The sequence below is a fragment of the Paraburkholderia aromaticivorans genome (genome assembly GCF_012689525.1).
GTDB lineage: Bacteria > Pseudomonadota > Gammaproteobacteria > Burkholderiales > Burkholderiaceae > Paraburkholderia > Paraburkholderia aromaticivorans_A.
In genome coordinates, this window is record NZ_CP051514.1 from 1080295 (window position 1) to 1100931 (window position 20637).

Consider the following 20637-nt stretch of genomic DNA (forward strand, 5'->3'; position numbering starts at 1 on the left):
TTCCATTTCAGGGTACTTGCGTTTTGACTGTGGCGGGGTCGACGATCGTGACGACACCACCCCACATGCAGGTGCAGGTGGACACGTTGTCGAGCGACGGCTGATTGCCGAGCAGCACGTTCACCGCGCCGGGCGCCCATGGCATGGTGGTGGCCGGCACGCACGGCATCGGCGTAGGCGCACCGAGCGCGGCAGCGGTTGCCGCGGCCACCTCGGGATTGGCCGGCGAATTGCACATGCCGAACGGCAGGATGTTGACGAGCGGAATGTGGTCCATGATGTCGGCGGCCGGCGGCCCTTCGCACAGCACGCGGTTCAGCGGCAGCACGACCAGTGTCGACGGCGCGACGCCGAACGAACATTGCAGCATTGCGCCCATCGTGACCTGTTGTGGCATGACTCTCTCCCATGCAGGATGATTGCAGCTGTCGCTCGCGTTCAATCGAACGCGTAGGTGAATTCACCGTCGTTCGCGCCGACCTCGACCTTCGCTACCGTCCGCCCGTCGATCAGCCGCGTCAAAAATTCGGCGCTGATGCGGGGCAATAGCGTGCTGGTCAGAATCGCGTCGATCATCCGTCCGCCGCTCTCGAACTCGGTGCAGCGCGCGGCGATCTGCCGGACCATCGCGTCGTCGTAGCTGAAGGACACGCCGTGCTGTTCGACGATGCGCCGCTCGATGCGCGAGAGTTGCAGCCGGATGATGGCGTCGAGCATCGCGTCGTCGAGCGGGTAATAGGGAATCACCGCGACCCGTCCGAGCAAGGCCGGCGGGAACACCTCGACGAGCGGCGCGCGCAACGCGCGTGCGATCTGTCCGGGGCTCGGCGTGTCGCCCGGATTGCCGCACATGCGGGTAATCAGTTCGGTGCCGACGTTGGTGGTCAGCAGGATCAGCGTGTTGCGAAAATCGATCTGCCTGCCTTCACCATCTTCCATGCGCCCCTTGTCGAACACCTGGAAAAACAGCTCGTGGACATCCGGATGCGCCTTCTCGAACTCGTCGAGCAGCACCACGCTATAGGGACGGCGCCGCACTGCTTCGGTCAACACCCCGCCTTCGCCATAGCCGACATATCCCGGGGGAGCGCCCTTGAGCGAGGACACGGTATGCGCTTCCTGGTACTCGCTCATGTTGACGGTGATGATGTTCTGCTCGCCGCCGTACAGCGCTTCCGCGAGTGCGAGCGCGGTCTCCGTCTTGCCCACACCCGAGGTGCCGGCCAGCATGAACACGCCGATCGGCTTGTGCGGATTGTCGAGACCGGCACGCGAGGTTTGCACGCGCCGCGCGATCATCTCCATCGCGTGCGCCTGGCCGACAATGCGCTGGTTGAGGGTATCGGCAAGCTTCAACACATTCGCCAGGTCGTCGCGCACCATGCGGCCAACCGGAATTCCGGTCCAGTCCTGCACCACCGCCGCGACAGCGTGCCGGTCCACGCCCGGCAGAATCAACGGCTGATCGCCCTGGCGTTGCGCGAGCTCGCCTTGCAGCGCCTGGAGTTCGGCTACGCGTTGGTCGGCTGTGCCCTCCCCGCCGGCGTCTTGTTCGAGTTCAGCGCGCAACGCGATGATGCGCTTGACCAGTTCCTGCTCACCTTCCCAGTTCGCGGTCAGTTGCGCGAGCCGGGCACGCCCGGCTTCGAGCCTACCGGCGACATCCGCGGCGCGGCCGGCGGTGTCGATGCCAAGCGCGGCTTCGCGCGCGATGATCCCGGCCTCGGTTTGCCATGCGTCGATGCGGCGGCGAGCGTCTTCAACCGCAGGCGGCACCGCGTGCTGGCTCACCGCGACCCGCGCGCAAGCGGTGTCGAGCAGACTCACGGCCTTGTCGGGCAACTGGCGGGCCGGGATATAGCGGTGTGACAGCGTGACCGCTGCTTCCAGCGCTTCGTCGAGCACCAGCACACCGTGATGCTGCTGCATCTTGCGCGCGATGCCGCGCATCATCCGGATCGCGCATTCTTCCGACGGTTCCGGCACCTGCACGACCTGAAAGCGCCGCGTCAGCGCGGGGTCTTTCTCGATGTGCTTCTTGTATTCGCTCCACGTCGTCGCGGCGACCGTGCGCAGCGTGCCGCGCGCGAGCGCCGGCTTCAGCAGGTTCGCCGCATCGCCGGTGCCCGCCGCGCCACCCGCGCCGACCAGCGTGTGGGCTTCGTCGATGAAGAGGATCACCGGCCGCGCCGACGCCTGCACTTCCTCGATCACCTGGCGCAGGCGGCTTTCGAACTCGCCCTTCATGCTGGCGCCGGCTTGCAGCAAGCCGACGTCGAGCGTGCAGACCCGCGCATCGCGCAGCGCGGGCGGCACATCGCCCGCGACGATGCGCTGCGCGAAACCTTCGACGACGGCGGTTTTGCCAACACCGGCTTCCCCGGTGAGGATCGGGTTGTTCTGCCGCCGGCGCATCAGGATGTCGACCACCTGGCGGATCTCGTCGTCGCGCCCGACGATCGGGTCCAGTTCGCCATTGCGCGCCTGTTCGGTCAGGTCGACCGTGTAGCGGCGCAGCGCTTCCTGGCGGCCGAGCGCGGCAGCGGGCAAGGCGCCGGCATCCACGCCGCTGCCCGACGCGTCTGCCGCGCCCACCATCGCGGCGGCGCCGTCACGAGGCGTGCCGGCACCAGACGCCATTGCCGCCAAGCCCGCTTCAGGCGACCCATCGAGCAGCACCACAAAACGCTCCGTCAGCGTATCGAGCCTGATTTTTTCGAACTGCCGCGAGATGGCGAACAAGGCGTTGCGCAGGTTCGACGTGCGCAACATACCGACCAGTAGATGCCCCGTGCGAACCTGAGCCGAGCCGAACATCAGGGAGCCGAATACCCAACCGCGCTCGACGGCTTCGTCGACTTGCGCAGAGATATCCGAGATCGACGTCGACCCGCGCGGCAAGCTATCCAGCGCGTGAGCGATATCGCGGGCGAGCGCGCCGGGATCGAGTTCGAAGTGCCTGACCAGACGCTGCAGGTCGGAGTCCTGCGCGAGCAGGATCTGATGCAGCCAATGCACCAGCTCAACGTAAGGATTGCCACGCAGCTTGCAGAACACCGTGCCGCCTTCGATGGCGCGGTAAGCCAGCGGAGTGAGTTTGCCGAACAGCGCGACGCGACTGATCTCAGCCATGGAGAGTCTCCGGTTGACGAGGCGTGTGGACATGCGCGCTCGGCGCGATCACGACCCGATGTTTGTCATGGACAGGTGCGCCGCTCGAGAGCCACGTGGTCCAGCCCAGCCGCGCGCGCCCGGCGGCGGGGGCGCGGCCGCCGGCACCAGAAGCATCGGATGAAACGGACTCGCCACCGCCCAGGCGCAGTGCGGGCACTTCGTCATGCCGCAGATGCAGTTCGACGTCCCAGTCGAGCGGATCGCGCAGATAGTTGCGCACCCAGTCCACCAGCTTGGGCAGACTGGCGCCTCCGGGCAAAAAGCGTTGGAAGGTTTCATAGCCGAGCGGCCCGATCACGATCTGGAACTTGTGCTGACAGTCCCAGACCTGCGTGCCGACGACACTGGACAAACCGAGCCGCACGCCGCCCAGGCGGGTCTGCTGATCAACCGGCAAGCTCAGCCAGTGACCGCTCCATGGTTCGACCTCCACCGGCACGCCGAAGAATTGCGCGAGGATCAGCCGCAGGCCGCCCGCATGCCGCGTCGGTGCCGCCAGCAAACCCGCAAAATGCAGCTTCGCGTGATCGGGTACCGTGTCGCGCTCGCGCAGCGCCGGCGTCCCCAGCCCGAACAGGCTGCCGAGATACGCCGAGAAGCGGTCCTCATCCGCGCGGTCCGCGCTCACTACCGGCTGGGCCGCCGCCCACGCCCGGTAGAAGAGCGTCAGCATCCGGTGATGGAACATGTCGAGAAAGCGCGCGAGCGTCCTGTCGTTCGCATGACGCTCACGCTCGCGCACATACGCGGTCAGATGCGTGGGAAGCGGGCCGTTCGGGCCGAGCAGGCCGAGGAAATTCACCGCCAGCCGTCCAGGCTTGCCGTCGGCGCCGGGCGTATAGCCGCTCAGCGCACTCGGATGGAAAATCAGTTCGGCATCCTGTGCAAGGCGCACGACATCATCTCTCGCGCCAGGCGAAGTGCCCAGACGCGGCCGCTGCGGATGCGAGCAGTCGATCAGCCGCAGCGCCTGGAAAAAGTCGAAGTGACGCGCGTGCTGCTGCAACGTGCGTTCGAGTTCTAGAGCGTCACGCATCGTCCCACCCTCGCCGGCCAGCGCATGATCTCGCCGCGCGTCGAGGTCGACGCGACGGTCTCGGCAAACGAATTGATCGATACGTATTGCGCAAAAAACTGCGCGAGCACGGCGCCGAGCAGAAAGGCGCTGCCGCCTTCGAACGCCGCGTCGTCGAACTGCAACGTGATTTGCAGCCCACGGCCGAACACGATCGGCCCTGGCGACGGCAGGCGCCGCACGACCGGCGTCGAGTCGATCGAACGCAGACCGTCGACCTGACGCTGTGCGGCACCGTCGCCCGCCGGGCAGTAGAGCGCCAGCAATTCGCGCAATGCATGCGCGCCCTGCTGCGGATCGCTGTCGATGAGCGACGCGTAGTTCAGCGACAAATGATTCAATAGCCGCCACGCCGCCGGCCCTTCAGCGAACGACGGCAACGGGCGGCTCGGCCCCGCCACGCAGCGCACCGCCGCGACCGGCACTTCGGCGTCGAGCGTGAAATCGGTCGCGCCAACGCCAATCGGCATCGACAGCGGCAGATCCCGATTGGTGCACCACGCGCTCACGCCTAATTGCCGCAGGTCGCCGTGCAACGGCGCACTTGTGGCGTCGACCAGAGCCAGGAAAGTTTCGCTGCCCAGATAGCTGCTGCGGGCACCCTGCCGTTGCTGCCGCACCGAAGGGCGGCGTGCTTCACGCCGCATCTGGTAAAACGCCCCGCCCTGGTGCTGCGTGTCCAGATCCTTTGCGCAGTAGAACGGCCGGAACTGTTGCTCGGCAAGCGCGCCGGCGCGGTAGCCGGTGACTGCGTCGATCTGGTGGATCTCGTAGTCCATCGGCCGGGTGCGGTCCACGACTGCGTGATATTCGAACGCCGTGTCGCTCAGCGCGATGCGGTCGGTGCGGCGCAGGAACAGGTTGACGGCCGGCGTGCAATGCAGCGCAAAGTGCGACGCGTCGACCGAGCGTTCGAGCAGCGGGTCCGCGCGATCGAGCAGCACGACCAGTTCGACCTCGCGTCCGCCGCACGCGCGCAGCGCATCGCGCAGTCCGCCGATCCGCACGAACCGGAAACGCGGTGCGAAGGCGAAATACTCCTGCAGCAAGCGGTAGCCGTCGAATGTCTGCTTTGCCACGGGCAGCAATGCCTCGTCCTCGGCAAAGCCGAGAGGCTGCAAGGCATTTTTGGGTAACACTGCCCCGCGAGCCGATCCCGACGTGCCCGGCACCACCGCAACGCCGACGCATGCGGCGAGCAGACGCTCGTGGATACACGCGGGCAGCGCGTCGGCGCCGCGCAGGTAGATCGCAAGGCTTTCCAGATTCATCTGCTCGAACGGCACCGCGCCGGTCGCGCGCAAGCGCAGCCGCAGACCGGCCTTGACGCCGGCAGGCAGCGGCACACCGGCCAGGCTGGACGAACCGGAGTGCGTGAAGAACTTCGCATGGGTAATCTCGACCGGCCACAGCGTCACGGCATGTCCGGTCCGGTATTCGCAGCGTGTCGATCCCGCTTTGTCGAGCAGGCTGCGCAGCACGGTATGGCGCGGAACCGCTACCCCATCCACCGTTGACGCGACTTGCGGGTTCTTGTGATCCGCCTGCAACTGCACCACCGCCATCGACGGCGTGGGCGCCAGGTAATGCGGATAGGTTAGCTCGGTCAGATGCTGCGTGAAGCGCGGAAATTCGGCATCGAGCTTCATGCTCACACGCGCCGCCAGAAAGCTGAAACCTTCGAGCAGACGCTCGACGTACGGATCGGCACAGTCGATGCCATCGAGCCCGAGCCGGCCCGCGACCTTCGGAAACGCGGCGGCGAACTCACCGCCCATTTCGCGCAGATGCTGCAGTTCCTGGCTGTAGTACTTGAGCAGGGCGGGATTCATGACAGCTGCTCGCTGCGCAAGTCAGCGCCGCCGCTCAGCGCAGGCGCTGGGACAGACGCAGGCACGGCGGCAGCGGTGTCGAGAATCCGCACCTCGCCAACTTCGAGATCCAGTTCGGTACGCAGATACAGACGCTCGGGATACGGCTGGGACCACATATCGGCTTCGATCTCGAAGCGCAGCACATGCTCGTGACGGGCGCCCTGGGTGTCCTCGAGCGCGGTGACGCGCACGGTATCGCGCATCAGACGCGGCTCGAAGGCCCACAACGCTTCGCGGATACGCCGCTCCAGCGCCGCCTTGGTGAGCCCCGCGACATGCCGGCCCGCGAGATCCGGCAAACCGTAGTTGAGCACCGAGGTGGCGACGTGCGGATAGCCCGCGACATCCTGCACCGCATCGAGCCCGCTTGCATTCAGCAACCAGCCGATATCGCGCTGTACGCTATCGCGCAACGCCCGTTGCGACAGCACGCGGCGCTCGCGAGGCTCGTGCCGCGCGTCGGGTTCGAAATCGGTGAGCCGGTCGAGCAGCGAAGGCTGCAGGCGGTCACACGCGGTCAGTTCGGTCATGGCTACGCTCCTTGGCGATGGCGGGCCCGCCGGCCCGTGGGACTCAGGCGGCGGCAGCCGTCGGCAGCTTGGACACCAGCCGCAACGACACGGTCAGGCCTTCGAGCTGGTAGTGCGGACGCAGGAAGAACTTCGACGTGTAGTAGCCCGGATTGCCCTCCACTTCCTCGACCACCACCTGGGCATCCGCGAGCGGTTTGCGCGCCTTGGTGTCATCCGACGAATGCGTCGGATCGCCGTCGACGTATTGCAGGATCCAGTTCTGCAGCCAGCGCTGCATATCGTCGCGTTCCTTGAACGAGCCCAGCTTGTCGCGCACGATGCACTTCAGATAGTGGGCGAACCGGCAGCACGCGAACAGATACGGCAGCCGCGCGGCGAGATTCGCGTTGGCGGTAGCGGCAGGATCCTCGTATTCGGCGGGTTTGTGCAGCGATTGCGCACCGATGAACGCGGCAAAATCCGAGTTCTTCTTGTGCACGAGTGGCATGAAACCGCTCTTGGCCAGTTCTGCTTCGCGCCTGTCGCTAATGGCGATTTCCGTCGGGCATTTCATATCGACGCCGCCGTCATCGGTCGGGAAGGCGTGCACCGGCAAACCTTCGACGGCGCCACCGGATTCCACGCCGCGAATTCGCGAGCACCAGCCAAACATCTTGAACGAACGGGTGATGTTGGTCGCCATCGCATAGGCGGCGTTGGCCCACGCGTATTTGCGGCTGTCCGCACCTGTCGTATCTTCCTCGAAGTCAAATTCCTCCACCGGATCGGTCTTCGCGCCATAGGGCGCGCGGGCCAGAAAGCGCGGCATGGCGAGGCCGATATAGCGCGAATCCTCCGACTCACGCAGCGAGCGCCACGCGGCGTGCTCGGGCGTCTGGAAGATCTTGGTGAGGTCGCGCGGATTGGCGAGCTCCTGCCACGAGTCCATCAGCAGCGCGGCCGGATCGGCACCAGCGATGAACGGCGCGTGCGCGGCCGCGGCGATCTTGCCGATCTGCGTCAGCAGATCCGTGTCCGGGCCGCCATGATCGAAGTAGTAGTCCGCCACCAGCGCGCCGTACGGCTCGCCGCCGAACTGACCGTACTCTTCCTCATAGAGCTTCTTGAACAGCGGGCTCTGGTCCCACGCAACGCCCTTGTATTTCTTCAGTGTCTTGTGCAGTTCCGTCTTCGACATGTTCATCACGCGGATCTTCAGCGACTCGTCAGTCTCCGTGTTGTTGACGAGGTAGTGCAGACCGCGCCACGCGCTCTCGACCTTCTGGAACGGCTCGCTATGCAGGATCAGATTGATCTGCTGGGTAAGCGTCCGATCGATCTGCGCGATCAACGCCTCGATGGTCGCGAGCGCGTCGCCGCTGATCACGCCAGTGTCGTGCAAGGCTTGTTCGGCCAGCGTACGGACCGCGTTGTCGACGGCCTCGCGGGCGCGTTCGGACTTCGGCTTGAATTCCTTTTGCAACAACGCCGAGAAGTCGTTGAGACCGGCATTGCTGTCGGCGGTGGCTACGTCGGACGCGGCGGGCTCCAACTCACGCTGGGTGCTGAGATCGTTCATGGCGTCATGCTCCGTGAGAAGGGGCTTGCGGGTCTTGAGCAACGTTGCTGCTGCCATCGGCGTGCGTCTCGTCATGCGGTCGCGGCGCGGCCGACAAGGCCTGCATCAGCGCGGGCTCTTCGAGCAGCTTCGCGATCAGCGCTTCTGCGCCGCTCTTGCCGTCCATGTAGGTCAGCAGGTTTGCCAGTTGGGTGCGCGCCTCCAGCAGACGGCGCAGCGGCTCGACCTTGCGGGCGATCGCGGCAGGCGCGAAGTCGTCCATGCTCTCGAAGGTCAGGTCGACCGCGACGTTGCCTTCGCCCGTCAGCGTGTTCGGCACCTGCACCGCGACACGCGGCTTGATCGACTTCAGGCGTTCGTCGAAGTTGTCGACGTCGATTTCAAGAAACTTGCGCTCGCTGGCCGGTGCAAGCGGCTCGGCCGGTTGCCCGGACAGGTCTGCCAGCACCCCCATGACAAACGGCAGATTGACCTTTTTCTCCGAACCGTAGACTTCGACGTCATACTCGATCTGCACACGGGGCGCCCGATTGCGCGCGATGAATTTCTGACTGCTTTCCTTTGCCACGATTGCTCTCCTGTGGAATCAAACCTGCCTGCACGAGACGCCGCGCATCCTCACGCGACGCCGCCCAGATGCCTGAATTGGCCGGCGCCGTCCGGCGCCACGTCTTCGACGATTTCGATGAAACTCTTGCCCACCAGCCGCCGGGCCCGCTGCAATAACACGGGCAACGGGCTCGATGGTTCGTGCAGCGCGTAGTACGTGCAGATCCTGTCCAGCGCGTCGATCACGTCCTGCGCGCTTGCGATCTGTGTGCAACGGGGTGCGGCTGCCGGAAGCAGGGCCGCGCCTTCCATGACTGTCGTGGCGGCGCTCGCGCCACCGTCCGCAACAGCCTCTGCGTGTACGTTTTCTGCCGGAACATGCGTCCCGACAACTTCGACGATCCGCGCCAGCACCCCGGCGAGCGGCGCGAAGTCGAGCGCGCGCGCAGGTCCAACGTGCCCGGTCAGCAACGCTTCGATCCGCGTCACCGACGCAAGCGATCCACGCAACGCGGACAGCGTCGCCTGCACCTGCGGCAGACCCGCCAACTCGAACGCCGCGTCGATCGCTTGCTGATTCGGCACGTCGGCGCCGTCCTGGTGCAGCTCGCCCCTGGCCAGTTCGACGTGGCGCAGCGTGATGCCGTGTTGGCCGCGCGGCACGACAAACGGCACGTCGCGTAAATCAGCCGGCAACGCCGCGCCATCGATCAAGCCTGACATTGCGTTGACACGTGCGGTGGGGTCATTCTGGTCGTTCGCATCGAGCTGCGGATGGACGGTGTTCCAACGCGTCTCGAGCAGACCTTGAATCAGCTCGAGCCCTCTCGCCAGCCCGCCGAACCCATCGCGCATCAGGCCGGCCCGCGTGTAGTGCACCGCCACCCGCAAATCGCGGCTGCGCACGAGCAGCGTGCTGGCGAGCAACAGCGCCGCGGCCCAGTCTGGCGGCGTCGCCGGAATCACCGTGCCGCCGTACTGCGCGTCGGGCTTACCGGTCACCGCCTGCTCGAGCGCCCGGAACTCCGCGCTGTACTCTTCGTCCTCTCCACACGGCAGGTCGGCTGTCACGTCGGTCAGCCATGCGGCGCAGTCAGCTTGATTCATCGTGATGTCCGGGCAGTGTGGGGGCTGGCTACCCGCGGGCGATGAAGCACACGCGGGCAACCAGGGTTCCAGTTCAGTTCAGGTACGGGGTCGGCGAGCGCCGTGCTGCGCGTTCAAGCGGCGGCATTCTTCGGGATATGCCACTTGCCAGTGACCGCGCCGCCCTTCTTCGCGCCGGTGTTGTCCTGCGGCTGGTACTCCATGTTGAATTGCGCAAAGTTCAGCGTGATCGTCTCCATCACTTCGTCGCCGCCGCTCGAACCGAACGTATGGCTGCTGACCAGCACCTCGTTGAGCTTGATCTTCAGGTACTCGACCGGCGAGGCGCCACCCGCCTTGCGCAACGACAGCAGCGCTTCGGGCATATGGGTACCCGCGCAGCAAGCCTGGATGACAGTAGGGGTGCTCTTGTCGACGTACTTGCAGATGGTCAGGTCCTGCACCTGCACGCAGCCCGTACCGCCGCCGGTGCCGGAATGGGTGCTGCCGGTCTGCGCGCAGCCCCATGACCAGCTCAGCAGCTCCATCTCATCCACGTGGTCAGTTGCCTGCGATTCACCTTTGATGTCGCCCAGCTTGAGGAACATATCTACGGCCATGTCAGTCTCCAAAAAAGAGTGCGCTTCGTCGCACCAGAAAAATTCCCGTTCATGGGTTCGCGAAAAAAATGAGCGCCACGCTGTGCGCGCCACCTGTTAACTTCGGATGTCTAATCGTTGTAACTGGATCGCTGCCCAACCCAAATTCCTGCTTCAACCTGCGATCACGTGTTCGCTAAGTTCACTTCATTGCCGGGGTTTATTGCTTTCCCCGCGTTGACGTATTGCCTGGTATACGTGAGCCGATGGCGCTTCGGATTGCCGCCGCCACCGCGGCGCCGGCGCCGCATTCACACAGTTCCGCCCACTGGCGGAGGGTCTCGTGATCCGCCACAGGCGTCTCGCACAATCGCGCAAAACGCTCGAGCGTGGCTTCCGACCCCACTACGCTGTGAAAGCGCTCGTGGCCGATGCAAGCATCGAGCAATACCGCCATGCCGGCTTTCCGTGCCTTATCGAGGACGTTTTCCATGATCTGTCTCCTTCCCGAACGGTGCATCTGCGCATCTGGTGACCCGAAAACAGCCGGGCGCGCCCGCTTATTCCGGAAAAATCGCGAAAAAAACTAAAAAAAATCTTGGAATAAAGACTGGACTGAACTGTTATGTGTGTGTGTACGCGCGATATGTAGAGGAGCGCCACCGATGAACGACGCTGATCTGCCAGCCGTCCTGCCGACGTTGCTGCCCCGGCTATGGCGCTTCGCGCTGCGTCTGACGCAGAACCAGCACGACGCGGAGGATCTCGTGCAGCGGGCGTGCGTACGGGCGCTGGAGCGGCGCAGCCAGTTGCAGCCCGGCACGTCGACGCTGAGCTGGCTGTTTTCTATCGTGCACTCGACGTGGATGAACGAGTTACGGGCCCGCTCGATCCGGGGGCGCGGCAGCATGGACTTGCAGGATGATGAAATCGAAGCCTTCGCCGACCCTGCGGGGCACAATCCGGAGATCGACCTGATGCATCGCCAGGTGATCAACGCCGTGGAAGCGCTGCCGGATGCGCAGCGCGTCGTGATGGTGCTGGTGGCGATCGAAGGATTGAGTTACCGGGAGGCCGCTGACGTGCTCGACGTGCCGATCGGCACGGTCATGAGCCGGCTGTCGCGAGCAAGGCTGACGATTGGTCAACAGTTTGGAGTGCAATCGTCGTCTGCAACTCGCAAGGGAGAATCAATATGATGAATGTCGATGACTCGCTGCTGATGTCGTATGTCGACGGCGAGCTTCCGCCCGAACAGCGCGCGGAAGTCGAGGCGGCGATTACCCACTCGGACGACCTGTCCGCACGGGTGGCCGCGTTGCGCGCTTCGGTGTTGCCGTATCGCGCTGCATACGAGCGTCAACGGTTGCCGCCGGTGCCGGAGAGCCTCCAGCGTCGGATCAACGAACTGGTCAGTGTCAGCACGCCGTCGCAGCGCAGCGGAGGCAAAGGGCGGCGGGCGCCGATGCAATGGCTGGCAGCCGCGTTCGTCGCGGGCGCAATTTGTTCGGGCGTGTTGACCGGATACCTAGGGGCCTTGGGACCGTTCCACTCGAAGGTTTCGCCCTGGGTGCAAAGCGTGGCCGACTATCAGGTGCTTTATGGGCGCGAAACGGTCGCCAGCATCAAGGAGGACTCTGCAACCACCGAGAAGGTACTTGCCGATATCCGGCAGCGCGACGGCATGCCGGTCCGCGTGCCGGACCTGCGTCAAGCGGGGTTGAAATTCAAGCGCGTGCAGCGACTGGACTATCATGACCGCCCCCTGATCCAGATGGTCTATCTGCCCGAGCGCGGCGATCCTGTGGCGCTATGTGTGATTGAAGACGCACGCGCTGATGAGCCGGTTCGCTCCCAGCAAGTCGGCGAGATGAAGACGGTAACGTGGCGCACGAACCGGATGGCTTATGTGCTGCTTGGGAAAGACACTTCCGTGGACCTGCAGCAGATGGCCCAGCAGATCTCCGCAGGCAAGACAGCAAACCTCTATAGCAAGGCAGCGGACGACGACGCCGTCAGCAGTTGAGGCGGTGCCGGAAAGGCCGACGGGACGACAGATGGAACGGCTGAAATCTGTGTCGAACGACCGGTTTGCGTAGCTGGCTTATGGTCCACAGCCCTAATAGCCGTGAAGGCCCGGTGAGTGTTTGATAGCGCTGACGAGCCAGCTTTGCGAAGTGTGGGCGGCCATCACGAACGGACAAGGAGATCGGGCCGATCGCCAAGCCGAAAGACATCCGCTTTACGACATGTCGATTATCCCCTTCAACGCAAGCGGCTCGCACCCGAGAAGGATACGACTGCACTCAGCCGCCTCGCCCAGAATTCACTCGCAAAGGCGGAAATAACCGCGTGCAGCCAAATCCTCGTCCAATTTCTCAACGACATCACCTTGCAAGCCAGGCGGCGTTCATATAATCGTCAAGCAGCACGAGCGGTCACATCATTGAAAGTCGCGTCGTCGAGCCAGCGGCGGCGTCCGACGAACTCATGGCGAAAGTACCGAAATGTGCAATCGGGCCGCCGAAGCGGGTGCAGGCCATTTGCAGGAAAACGGTCAGCACCTCGAATGCGGTGCCTGCGCGAGTCTACGAATGCGACGTGCTTTCACGGTCCACTAACGGGCGTGAGGTTCGGCTCACAAATGGCGCATCGTCATGGATTGCCCGCCGTGGATCCAACGTTTCAACTTTACTTGAGGTCGACAGTGACGAAGCTGCGCGCGTGATCGCGCTGGATCAGCAACGCCGCCTTCTTGCCGGCCTTTGCCGCGAGCGAAGCCAATTCATCCTGCGAGGCGACCAGCGTGCCGTTGAGCGACAGCACGACATCCCCCGGCCTGATGCCGTCATTCCCTGCCGTCCCCGAGACGTCATCGACCATCAGGCCTTCAGCAAGGCCCGTGGTGCGCCGCTCCTGGTCGGTCAGCGGATGCATCGTCAGACCGAGGTGATCGAGCGCGCCAACGGCGCCCGCGTCTGAGTCCCTCGCAGCGCCCGCGCCCGAATTTGCGTTTCGCGCAGAGATGCCGACGTTCACCATCACCGTCAGCTGCGCGTGATTGCGGATCAGCTTCAGCGGGACTTTCGCTCCGGACTGAAGCGCCGCGTCCGCCTCGGCGAGATCGGCGGCGTGGACGATCGGCTCGTCGGCGAGTTGGACGATCACGTCTCCGGATTTCAGCTTGCTTGCCGCTGCCGGGCTGCCCGGATCGACGGAAATCACCAGCGCGCCTGCCGCGCGCGGCAGCCCGAATGCGCCAGCCAGATTCGGATCGACGTCCTGCGCCTGGATGCCGAGATGGCCGCGCGCGTCCCCAACGAGGCTTTGCTGGGCTTGCTGGCCTCCCGGGCTTTCCCATTGCGAGCGCACCTTGTTCGCAATATTGATCGGGATTGCGAACGTCAGGCTCTGGAAGCGATCGTCATCGGCATACACCTGCACGTCAATGCCGATCACCTCTCCCGCGCGGTTAAACACGGGACCGCCAGAGTTATCAGGGTTCAGCGATACGTCCGTCTGAAAGAATGGAAACGTCGTGCCATCGGCGAGCGTGCGCGAGGTCGCGCTGACAATGCCTGCCGTGACGGTGTTCTGATAGCTGTCCGGCGAACCAATCGTCAGCACTTGCTCGCCAACGCGCACGCGTGTCGAATCGCCGAGCTTGACGGTCGGCAGTTTTGTCGCGTCGATCTGGATCACGGCGACGTCGGTTTGCGCATCGACGGTCGTGACTTTTGCCTTGAATTCGCGCCGGTCGGTCAGGCGCACCGTGATGTCATCCGACTGATCTACGATGTGCGCCGTCGTCAGAATGAAACCGTTCGGGCTCACGATAAACCCCGAGCCGACGCCCGACATCGCGCGCGGCGAACTACCCTGGTCGTCTTGCGATTGCGGCCCCGCCTGCTTGAAGAACGCGAAGATAGGATCGGCACCGTCGATGGCTTCGAAGCCCGGCCCCGAAGCCGGCGCGGCCGCCGCTCCCGCTGGCGCTTTCTCGGGTACCGTCGCGCGAATGTTCACGACAGCCGGCCCATAACGCTCGACGATCGAGGGAAAGTCGATCGGCACGCTCGTCCTGTCGGAAGCAACGCGCTTGTCTTTCGCCGGCGCGGTTGCGGACGCGGCGGAGGCAGACACAGCGTGAGAAGCGGCAAGCGCGGTCGTGTACGCGCAGGGAAAGCCTGTCAGACACGCCGTTGTCACGGCCGTGTAGAACCAGGGTCGGGATAGGACCGAGTAGGTCGAGTGGGTTGGGCGAAGCACAGCGCACCTCCATGGCGGTCGTGATGCCTGGCACTGTGGAGAAATTATTTCGTGCATGACAATTATTGACTGGTGCGCAGCGCACCCGTGAATTCGATAACGAAAGCAAACGGCGCTGCCAACGCGTGGGACAGCGTTGAGCACTCCGTACGCGAGCGCGTACGGATGCTATCGACGCGTCGGACATTTATCGATGGATCGAAGTCGGCGTGAGATTACGCCCTGCATGTTTGCCCGCAATGCACAATCACGACGTGAACGGTTTGCTCGCACGCGCGGCTCTTCCGGCCTCGCCCGATGCGAAAAAAAATGGAGCGTTTGTCCTCATTTATTTATAGAGAACAGGCGAGCAAATTGCAGCGAGTACAAATCCTGGATAGTCAGGCGGCGCGTCGCGCCAGCCTCGCGAAGGTGCGTGATTTGCTGGACATCGTGCCCGAGGTCGCTACCCAGCCCGACGATCCCGAGGTTGCCGCCGCTCAGGTCTTCGTCTGCCGGCACTGCACCGCTTCATCACTGCGTCATCGCGCATCCAGAATCGCACCGCACCACGCATCCTTCAACATTGCTGGCCATCCCCGGCCTATCAATCGCCATAGCATCCAGGACTCCGAGCGTATCGGGGCACTCCGCGCTTTGCTCCATCGAGGCTCGTTCGACGCCCGCCAGCGGCGCACGGCGGCGCATTCACATTCCTGCGGGCGATGGCAGGCATCGACCAACCCTACGCGCTCTCTGCCGAACCCGGTCCGACCTTGAGCTGCCAGGTTGGTCGGCGAGCTAATCGGCCGCGTCGGTTCGCAGTTGACCTGCTGAAGACAATGAGGAGCGTGCCTCAGTCGCGTGGCCTGGAAACGCTAGTGGTCGTAAACGGAAGCGGCTTGCTGCTGCTCACCGTTCGGGGAGTAGCACTAGATCGTCACCACGATCTTGCCGATCTGGTTTCCAGTTTCCATATACCGATGCGCTTCAGCAATCTCGTCGAAGTTGAAAGTGCGATCGATCACAGGGCGTAGTGCCCCTTCCGACAGCCCTCGACTGATGAACTGCTTCGCTTCCTCAAGTCGTTGCGGATCGGTCGTGATTTCGAAGAGTTCATAGCCACGGAACGTCAGGTGTTTTCCGAGAATATCCATGACCGGCACCGGAATATCGCGAGCGTCGAGCGCCCTATACTGGAAGAACGTTCCACCATGGCCGAGAGCCTGCACAAGACTTTTCGCATGAGGGCCGCCGACCGGATCGAAAACGATGTTCACCCCCCTTCCATCCGTCACATCGCGCAGTTGCTGCCGCAGGCAGGAATCGTCGCCAACCAGAACATGCGCGGCGTCGCCCTTCAGCAAGGCGTCTTTTTTCGCCAGACTGCGCGTCAAGGCAACAGGCGTCGCTTTCACGAAATTGGCGATCTGTATGGCCGCCATTCCAACACTGCTAGTCGCGGCGCCAATGACGACCGTCTCGCCGGCCTTCAGCCCGCCGAGACTGATTAGCGCGCCATAGGCGGTGGTGAACGCCATCCACGTTCCAGCGGCTTCCTCGAAAGAAACACCGACTGGCGTCCTGACGACCGCAGACGCTGGCGAATTCACCACCTCGCCGTACATGCCGTAGTCGGCGAAAGAAAATGCCGGGATGACGCCAACGCGATCGCCCGCCGCGAACCCTGTGACGCCACTGCCGACCGCGACAACTTCTCCGGCGGCTTCATAGCCAAGCATGGCCGGAAAGCGCGGTTTGATGACGTAATGGCCGCTTCGATACATCACTTCTGCGCGATTAATGCCAAGCGCCTTTACCTTGATCTGAACCTCGCCCGCCTTGGGCGCCGGGGCATCGATATCTTCGATCCATAGAACCTCGGGGCCGCCGACGCGGTGGAAACGAACTACTCTCGACATTTCGCCACCTCTGAATAACGCATTGCAGACGACACACGTTGCCGCCAATGAGGAAAGTCTATTCGTATCCGAAAAATCCAGTACGCGGTTACCATTCCAGAATTTCCATCCCTGAATTCCACAATCGACAATGGACGAATGTTTCGACGGCATACGCGAGTTCGTGACCGGGGTCTTCGTCCTTTTCGTGCTAAATCTGGCGGTTTTCTCTGCAGCACCTTAATTTATGGGCTGCCGTGGGGTCCGACTTTTGTCCGGAGGACCAAAAAGCATCTGCGATAACATACCTGCCCGCGATTACAGATCGCGCCACCTTGACGGGAAGCAGGAGATGCCAGGCCTGGAATTTCGCTATGTGGGACAGGATCGCCTGCCCGCCCGATTATCGGAATTCGACGTTGAGCGCTACTTTGCGTTGACTGACAGTGACATTGCTGCAGTCAACGAGCGCTTTCGGCGCGATCGCCGTGCCGGCGTTGCCATCCAGCTGGTCTTTCTGCGGGCCAGTGGCCACACCCTCGATCATGTCGGCACACTCCCGCGCCTGTTACTGCGCTACATCGGCGAGCGGCTCGGCCTGCCCACCCCGACTATCGCCTCACTTCGCACACTTTATCAGCGCTATAAGACGCTGTACGAGCATCAGGGCTGGACCTGCGAATATCTCGGCCTGACGTCGATCGGACCGAACCACTGGGCGGCACTGGAAGCGTGGTTGCGACAGGATGCCACCGAAGCACTTACCCTTGACGAGTTGCCCCAGCACGCCCATTGCTGGCTGTATGAGCGTCGCATCCTGATGCCCTCCGAACGAAAACTGCGGGATCTCGGCCGTTCGATCTGGTCGAACGTTGAACGTGGTCTGCTCGCACTTATCGAGGCAACAGTCACGAAAACGCAGTTGGTTCAGGCCGATTCTGTCCTCTCCGCCCAGCATGAGACCTCTGGCATGAGAGTTCTCGAATGGCTGAAGACACCGCCTGCGCGACACAGCCCCACGACGCTCACCGAAACCCTTTTGAAGGTTCGGTTCCTCAAGGAACTCGGTGCGCATACGTGGGTACTCGATGCCGTGCCAATCGAAAAGCAGCGTGCGTACGCGCTGCGCATCCAGGCTCGTCGGCCTGCGAAGGTCCGTGAACTCAAAGAGTCGAGCCGCACCATCGAGCTGATCTTTTTCCTGCACGTCACGCTGCTCGAGTCGACGGACGCGCTACTCTATCAAGCAGGACGCCGGGTTTCGGACCTCGTGCGGCAAGCGTACGACCGCACGACGGTCAGGCAGGCACGCTCGGCTGTCGAATACCGGCAACAACTGGTCGCGATCAAGGCGCTGGTCACGATAGCAAGCGAACGGCGCAAGAACGTCTCGACGATATTGGCAAGTTGCCTGAAGACCTCGAGGACAGGCCACCGGCAAGTCACGCCGCCAGCGTACGCGAGACGCTCACCGACGATCATCACCGCATCCGCAATCTGCCGGGGCCGCTTCGCGAGCTAGGCTTCGTGGGCCGCGAAGCGGAACCAAGCCTGCGACAGTTTGAACTTATCGGCACACTGCATGACAGCGGCGCAACCGAATTGCCGCCCGACTGCGATGTGCCGGTTAGCGTCGCCTGGCGCGATCTCGTCAAGGGTGACGATCGTGTGCGAGCGTTGCGGGCACTGGAAGCATCGGCAATCACGGGGCTGCGTAAGGGGCTTCGTCGCGGCTCGGTCTGGATCAACCACAGCCTGTCGTTCCGGGAGCGCGATCAGATGCTCATTCCACCGCGCAATGGGAAAGCGATCGCGACCGCTATCTGTCGTCGCTCGCGTTGCCGGGAACTGCAGAACCGTTTCCTGAACGGTTGACGGAACACCTGAAGGCAGGCCTGGCTGCGCTGTACGAAGCGCGCGAGGCGGGCCGCGTGACGATCAACACCGACGGAGTGCTGCACCTGTCGGCGATCGAGGCATTGCCGGCCGATGGCATACCGAAACGCACTCGGGATCTGATATTCAAGGAGATCGGAACCGTGCAGTTCGCCGATCTGATCATGGAGATGGATGCCCACACTGGCTTCAGTGAAGTGCTCCGGTCACGTGAAGCGCGCGATGCGAACGAACTCGTCTCGCTGTACGCTGCGTTGATCGCCCACGGCACGGAAATGGACGCAAAGAACGTCGCCGCCATGATTCCGCAACTGGATCCAGCGCATATTTCAACGGCAATGCGCCTCCTTGAGATGCCCGGTCGGCTGCCGCGTGCAAACGACCGCGTGGTGGAATTCCAGCGCACGCATCCGATTACGGAACTTTGGGGCACCGGGCGTCAGGCATCGAGCGACTCAAAGAGTCTGGATACCTCACGGCACCTCTTTTATGCGCGGGTCGATCCGCGACGTCGCACTCATGCAGTGGGCATGTACACGCACGTGCCGGACCAGCACGGCATTGTCTATAACCAGCCGATCGTGCTGAACGAACGTCAGGCTGGAGTGGCGATCGAGGGCGTGATCCGCCACAACGAGAACCGTGACGACGGCGGGGTGCTGCGACTTTCGGTAGATACGCACGGGTACACAAATGTAGGAATGGCCGTGTCGAAGCTGCTCGGTTTCGATCTCTGCCCGGGGCTGCGCAACCTCTCGGAACGAAAACTGCACTTGCCCAGACGAGTGGCCGCTCCCGACGGGTTGGCATCGGTCGTTGCCTACGAGATATCCGTCAAGGCAATTCGGGATGGCTGGGAGGAACTGCTGCGCCTCGTCGCGTCGATTCACTCGGGACGCGTGAGTGCAAGTGTCGCTTTACAGCGGTTCGGCAGCGCGGCGCAGGGCGACCCCGTGTACCGGGCGGCAGACCACTTTGGCAGGCTACTGCGCACGCTATTCCTGTGCGATTACTTCAGCAACGTGGAGTTTCGGCGCGAAATGCATACGTTGCTTAACCGCGGCGAATCGGTTCATCAACTGCAGCGCGCGATCTACACCGGCAAGATCGCACCTGAGCGCGGACGGCGCCGCGACGAAATGATTGCAATATCCGGCTCGCTGACGTTGCTGACGAACCTGGTGATTGCGTGGAACACGCAGCGCATGCAAACCACGCTTGATGACTGGCAAAGCAAGGGGCAAAGGATTGACGACGACTGGTTGCGGCGGCTGGGGCCGGCGCACTTCGCGCATGTCAATTTCCGCGGAACGTTGAGTTTTCCGATCGACCGCTATCGCGACATGCTGCTGGATGCGGCGCCTTGGCGACGTATGGCCGGAACGTGAAGCGGGTCTGCAAAGGAGGGACGATGAACATCGATAATAAAGCCATCGTCTGGCAAAGCCAGATCACGCAGTTGAACCTGGGCAGCGCGCGCCTCGTCGTCCAAGCCGCGCGCTGAGACGAAGCGTGGACGCGAACAGCAGGTGGAGGGTGCGGATTTGCTGGCCACCTTCGATCCTGCGCTCGCCACACGGCCCGACGAAAGCGCCAGATTTTACGTTAAAGGGACGACCTCCGGTGAAATCGAACACTTCGCACACCATTGATTTTTGAAGAGAAAACAAGTCAAACCGCCAGATTTAGCACGAAAAGGACGAATACCCCGGATTGAGTCCGATCCTGCGACGGCGAGGTGCGGCCCGATCGAGGATCTACACCGAGTGCTCAGCGCAGCGTCCGCATAACGCTCGACGTTGGCGGCGTCATTCCTTGGTCGCCTTCGGTTGCTTGAGTGGTTGGTCAGGTCTAAGTTGCGTAGGCGCCCCCTCGTACACGCATCTGGGATGCGTCACATAGGTTACGTCTTCGCAGCAGCACGCATAGACCGGAAACCCGTATGCCGCGCGTCAATCGAGATGAGAGGCGTCTCATCCAGACTGTCGCGCCGCACCCGTACGCATTCGTGCCGATGATGGTTGTAGGCCAGTGCAGCGGGCACACAGCGTTGATGTCGTCTCCTGAAAGTAAAACGACAATACGCCGATTATTAAAGGCCCGGGCTGAAGCTGCGCTGCATGAAAGAAATTATGCCAAGATCT

Annotated in this window: 15 protein-coding genes and 1 pseudogene; 4 read left to right on the forward strand and 12 right to left on the reverse strand. The window is 63.1% G+C overall.

The features are described from left to right. Window positions 1–7: 7 nt before the first annotated feature. From HF916_RS05005 to HF916_RS05050, 10 genes are all read right to left on the reverse strand, one after another. Window positions 8–397 carry a DUF4280 domain-containing protein gene (locus HF916_RS05005; protein WP_168788024.1) on the reverse strand — a complete coding sequence of 130 codons (390 nt, stop codon included), beginning with the start codon at window positions 395–397 and terminating at the stop codon, window positions 8–10. 41 nt (window positions 398–438) lie between these two features. After that, complete coding sequence (gene tssH, locus HF916_RS05010) at window positions 439–3132, reverse strand: type VI secretion system ATPase TssH (RefSeq protein WP_168788025.1); 2694 nt, start codon at window positions 3130–3132, stop codon at window positions 439–441. After that, a complete protein-coding gene (tssG, locus tag HF916_RS05015) occupies window positions 3125–4210 on the reverse strand; it encodes a type VI secretion system baseplate subunit TssG (RefSeq protein ID WP_168788026.1) in 1086 nt (361 codons plus the stop codon). Before tssG ends, tssH begins: the two co-directional genes overlap by 8 nt. After that, the gene (gene tssF / locus HF916_RS05020; RefSeq protein WP_168788027.1) at window positions 4195–6081 is read right to left on the reverse strand and encodes a type VI secretion system baseplate subunit TssF; all 1887 of its coding nucleotides are present in this window, start codon (window positions 6079–6081) and stop codon (window positions 4195–4197) included. Before tssF ends, tssG begins: the two co-directional genes overlap by 16 nt. After that, the gene (gene tssE, locus HF916_RS05025; RefSeq protein WP_168788028.1) at window positions 6078–6653 is read right to left on the reverse strand and encodes a type VI secretion system baseplate subunit TssE; all 576 of its coding nucleotides are present in this window, start codon (window positions 6651–6653) and stop codon (window positions 6078–6080) included. The genes tssF and tssE overlap by 4 nt, the downstream gene beginning before the upstream one ends. A gap of 43 nt (window positions 6654–6696) precedes the next feature. Next, window positions 6697–8214, reverse strand: a complete 1518-nt coding sequence (tssC, locus tag HF916_RS05030) for a type VI secretion system contractile sheath large subunit (RefSeq protein ID WP_168788029.1) — start codon at window positions 8212–8214, stop codon at window positions 6697–6699. Window positions 8215–8218: 4 nt separating this feature from the next. After that, the gene (tssB, locus tag HF916_RS05035) at window positions 8219–8782 is read right to left on the reverse strand and encodes a type VI secretion system contractile sheath small subunit (protein ID WP_206001787.1); all 564 of its coding nucleotides are present in this window, start codon (window positions 8780–8782) and stop codon (window positions 8219–8221) included. 50 nt (window positions 8783–8832) lie between these two features. After that, window positions 8833–9870 (reverse strand): type VI secretion system protein TssA, encoded by a 1038-nt coding sequence (gene tssA, locus HF916_RS05040; protein ID WP_168788030.1) that lies wholly within the window; start codon window positions 9868–9870, stop codon window positions 8833–8835. A gap of 113 nt (window positions 9871–9983) precedes the next feature. After that, the gene (locus HF916_RS05045) at window positions 9984–10469 is read right to left on the reverse strand and encodes an Hcp family type VI secretion system effector (RefSeq protein ID WP_168788031.1); all 486 of its coding nucleotides are present in this window, start codon (window positions 10467–10469) and stop codon (window positions 9984–9986) included. 199 nt (window positions 10470–10668) lie between these two features. Beyond that, window positions 10669–10941, reverse strand: coding sequence for a hypothetical protein (locus tag HF916_RS05050; protein ID WP_168787323.1), 273 nt, complete (start codon window positions 10939–10941; stop codon window positions 10669–10671). 172 nt (window positions 10942–11113) lie between these two features. Here HF916_RS05050 and HF916_RS05055 point away from each other — a divergent pair, with 172 nt between their 5' ends. Both HF916_RS05055 and HF916_RS05060 read left to right on the forward strand, forming a co-directional pair. Continuing rightward, window positions 11114–11647, forward strand: a complete 534-nt coding sequence (locus HF916_RS05055) for an RNA polymerase sigma factor (protein ID WP_168788032.1) — start codon at window positions 11114–11116, stop codon at window positions 11645–11647. Beyond that, a complete protein-coding gene (locus HF916_RS05060) occupies window positions 11644–12474 on the forward strand; it encodes an anti-sigma factor family protein (RefSeq protein WP_240975371.1) in 831 nt (276 codons plus the stop codon). The genes HF916_RS05055 and HF916_RS05060 overlap by 4 nt, the downstream gene beginning before the upstream one ends. A 665-nt stretch (window positions 12475–13139) precedes the next feature. Here the strand turns inward: HF916_RS05060 and HF916_RS05065 are convergent. Beyond that, window positions 13140–14717, reverse strand: coding sequence for a trypsin-like peptidase domain-containing protein (locus HF916_RS05065; protein ID WP_431311381.1), 1578 nt, complete (start codon window positions 14715–14717; stop codon window positions 13140–13142). 297 nt (window positions 14718–15014) lie between these two features. Here HF916_RS05065 and HF916_RS49790 point away from each other — a divergent pair, with 297 nt between their 5' ends. Beyond that, complete coding sequence (locus tag HF916_RS49790) at window positions 15015–15476, forward strand: hypothetical protein (protein ID WP_206001788.1); 462 nt, start codon at window positions 15015–15017, stop codon at window positions 15474–15476. Window positions 15477–15628: 152 nt separating this feature from the next. Here the strand turns inward: HF916_RS49790 and HF916_RS05075 are convergent, their stop codons facing one another. Continuing rightward, window positions 15629–16618, reverse strand: coding sequence for a zinc-dependent alcohol dehydrogenase family protein (locus tag HF916_RS05075; protein ID WP_168789010.1), 990 nt, complete (start codon window positions 16616–16618; stop codon window positions 15629–15631). A 331-nt stretch (window positions 16619–16949) separates the two neighbouring features. On the opposite strand from HF916_RS05075, the pseudogene HF916_RS51655 reads away from it, so the two are divergent. Beyond that, a pseudogene (locus tag HF916_RS51655) lies at window positions 16950–19881 on the forward strand (Tn3 family transposase). The last annotated feature ends 756 nt before the right edge of the window (window positions 19882–20637 follow it).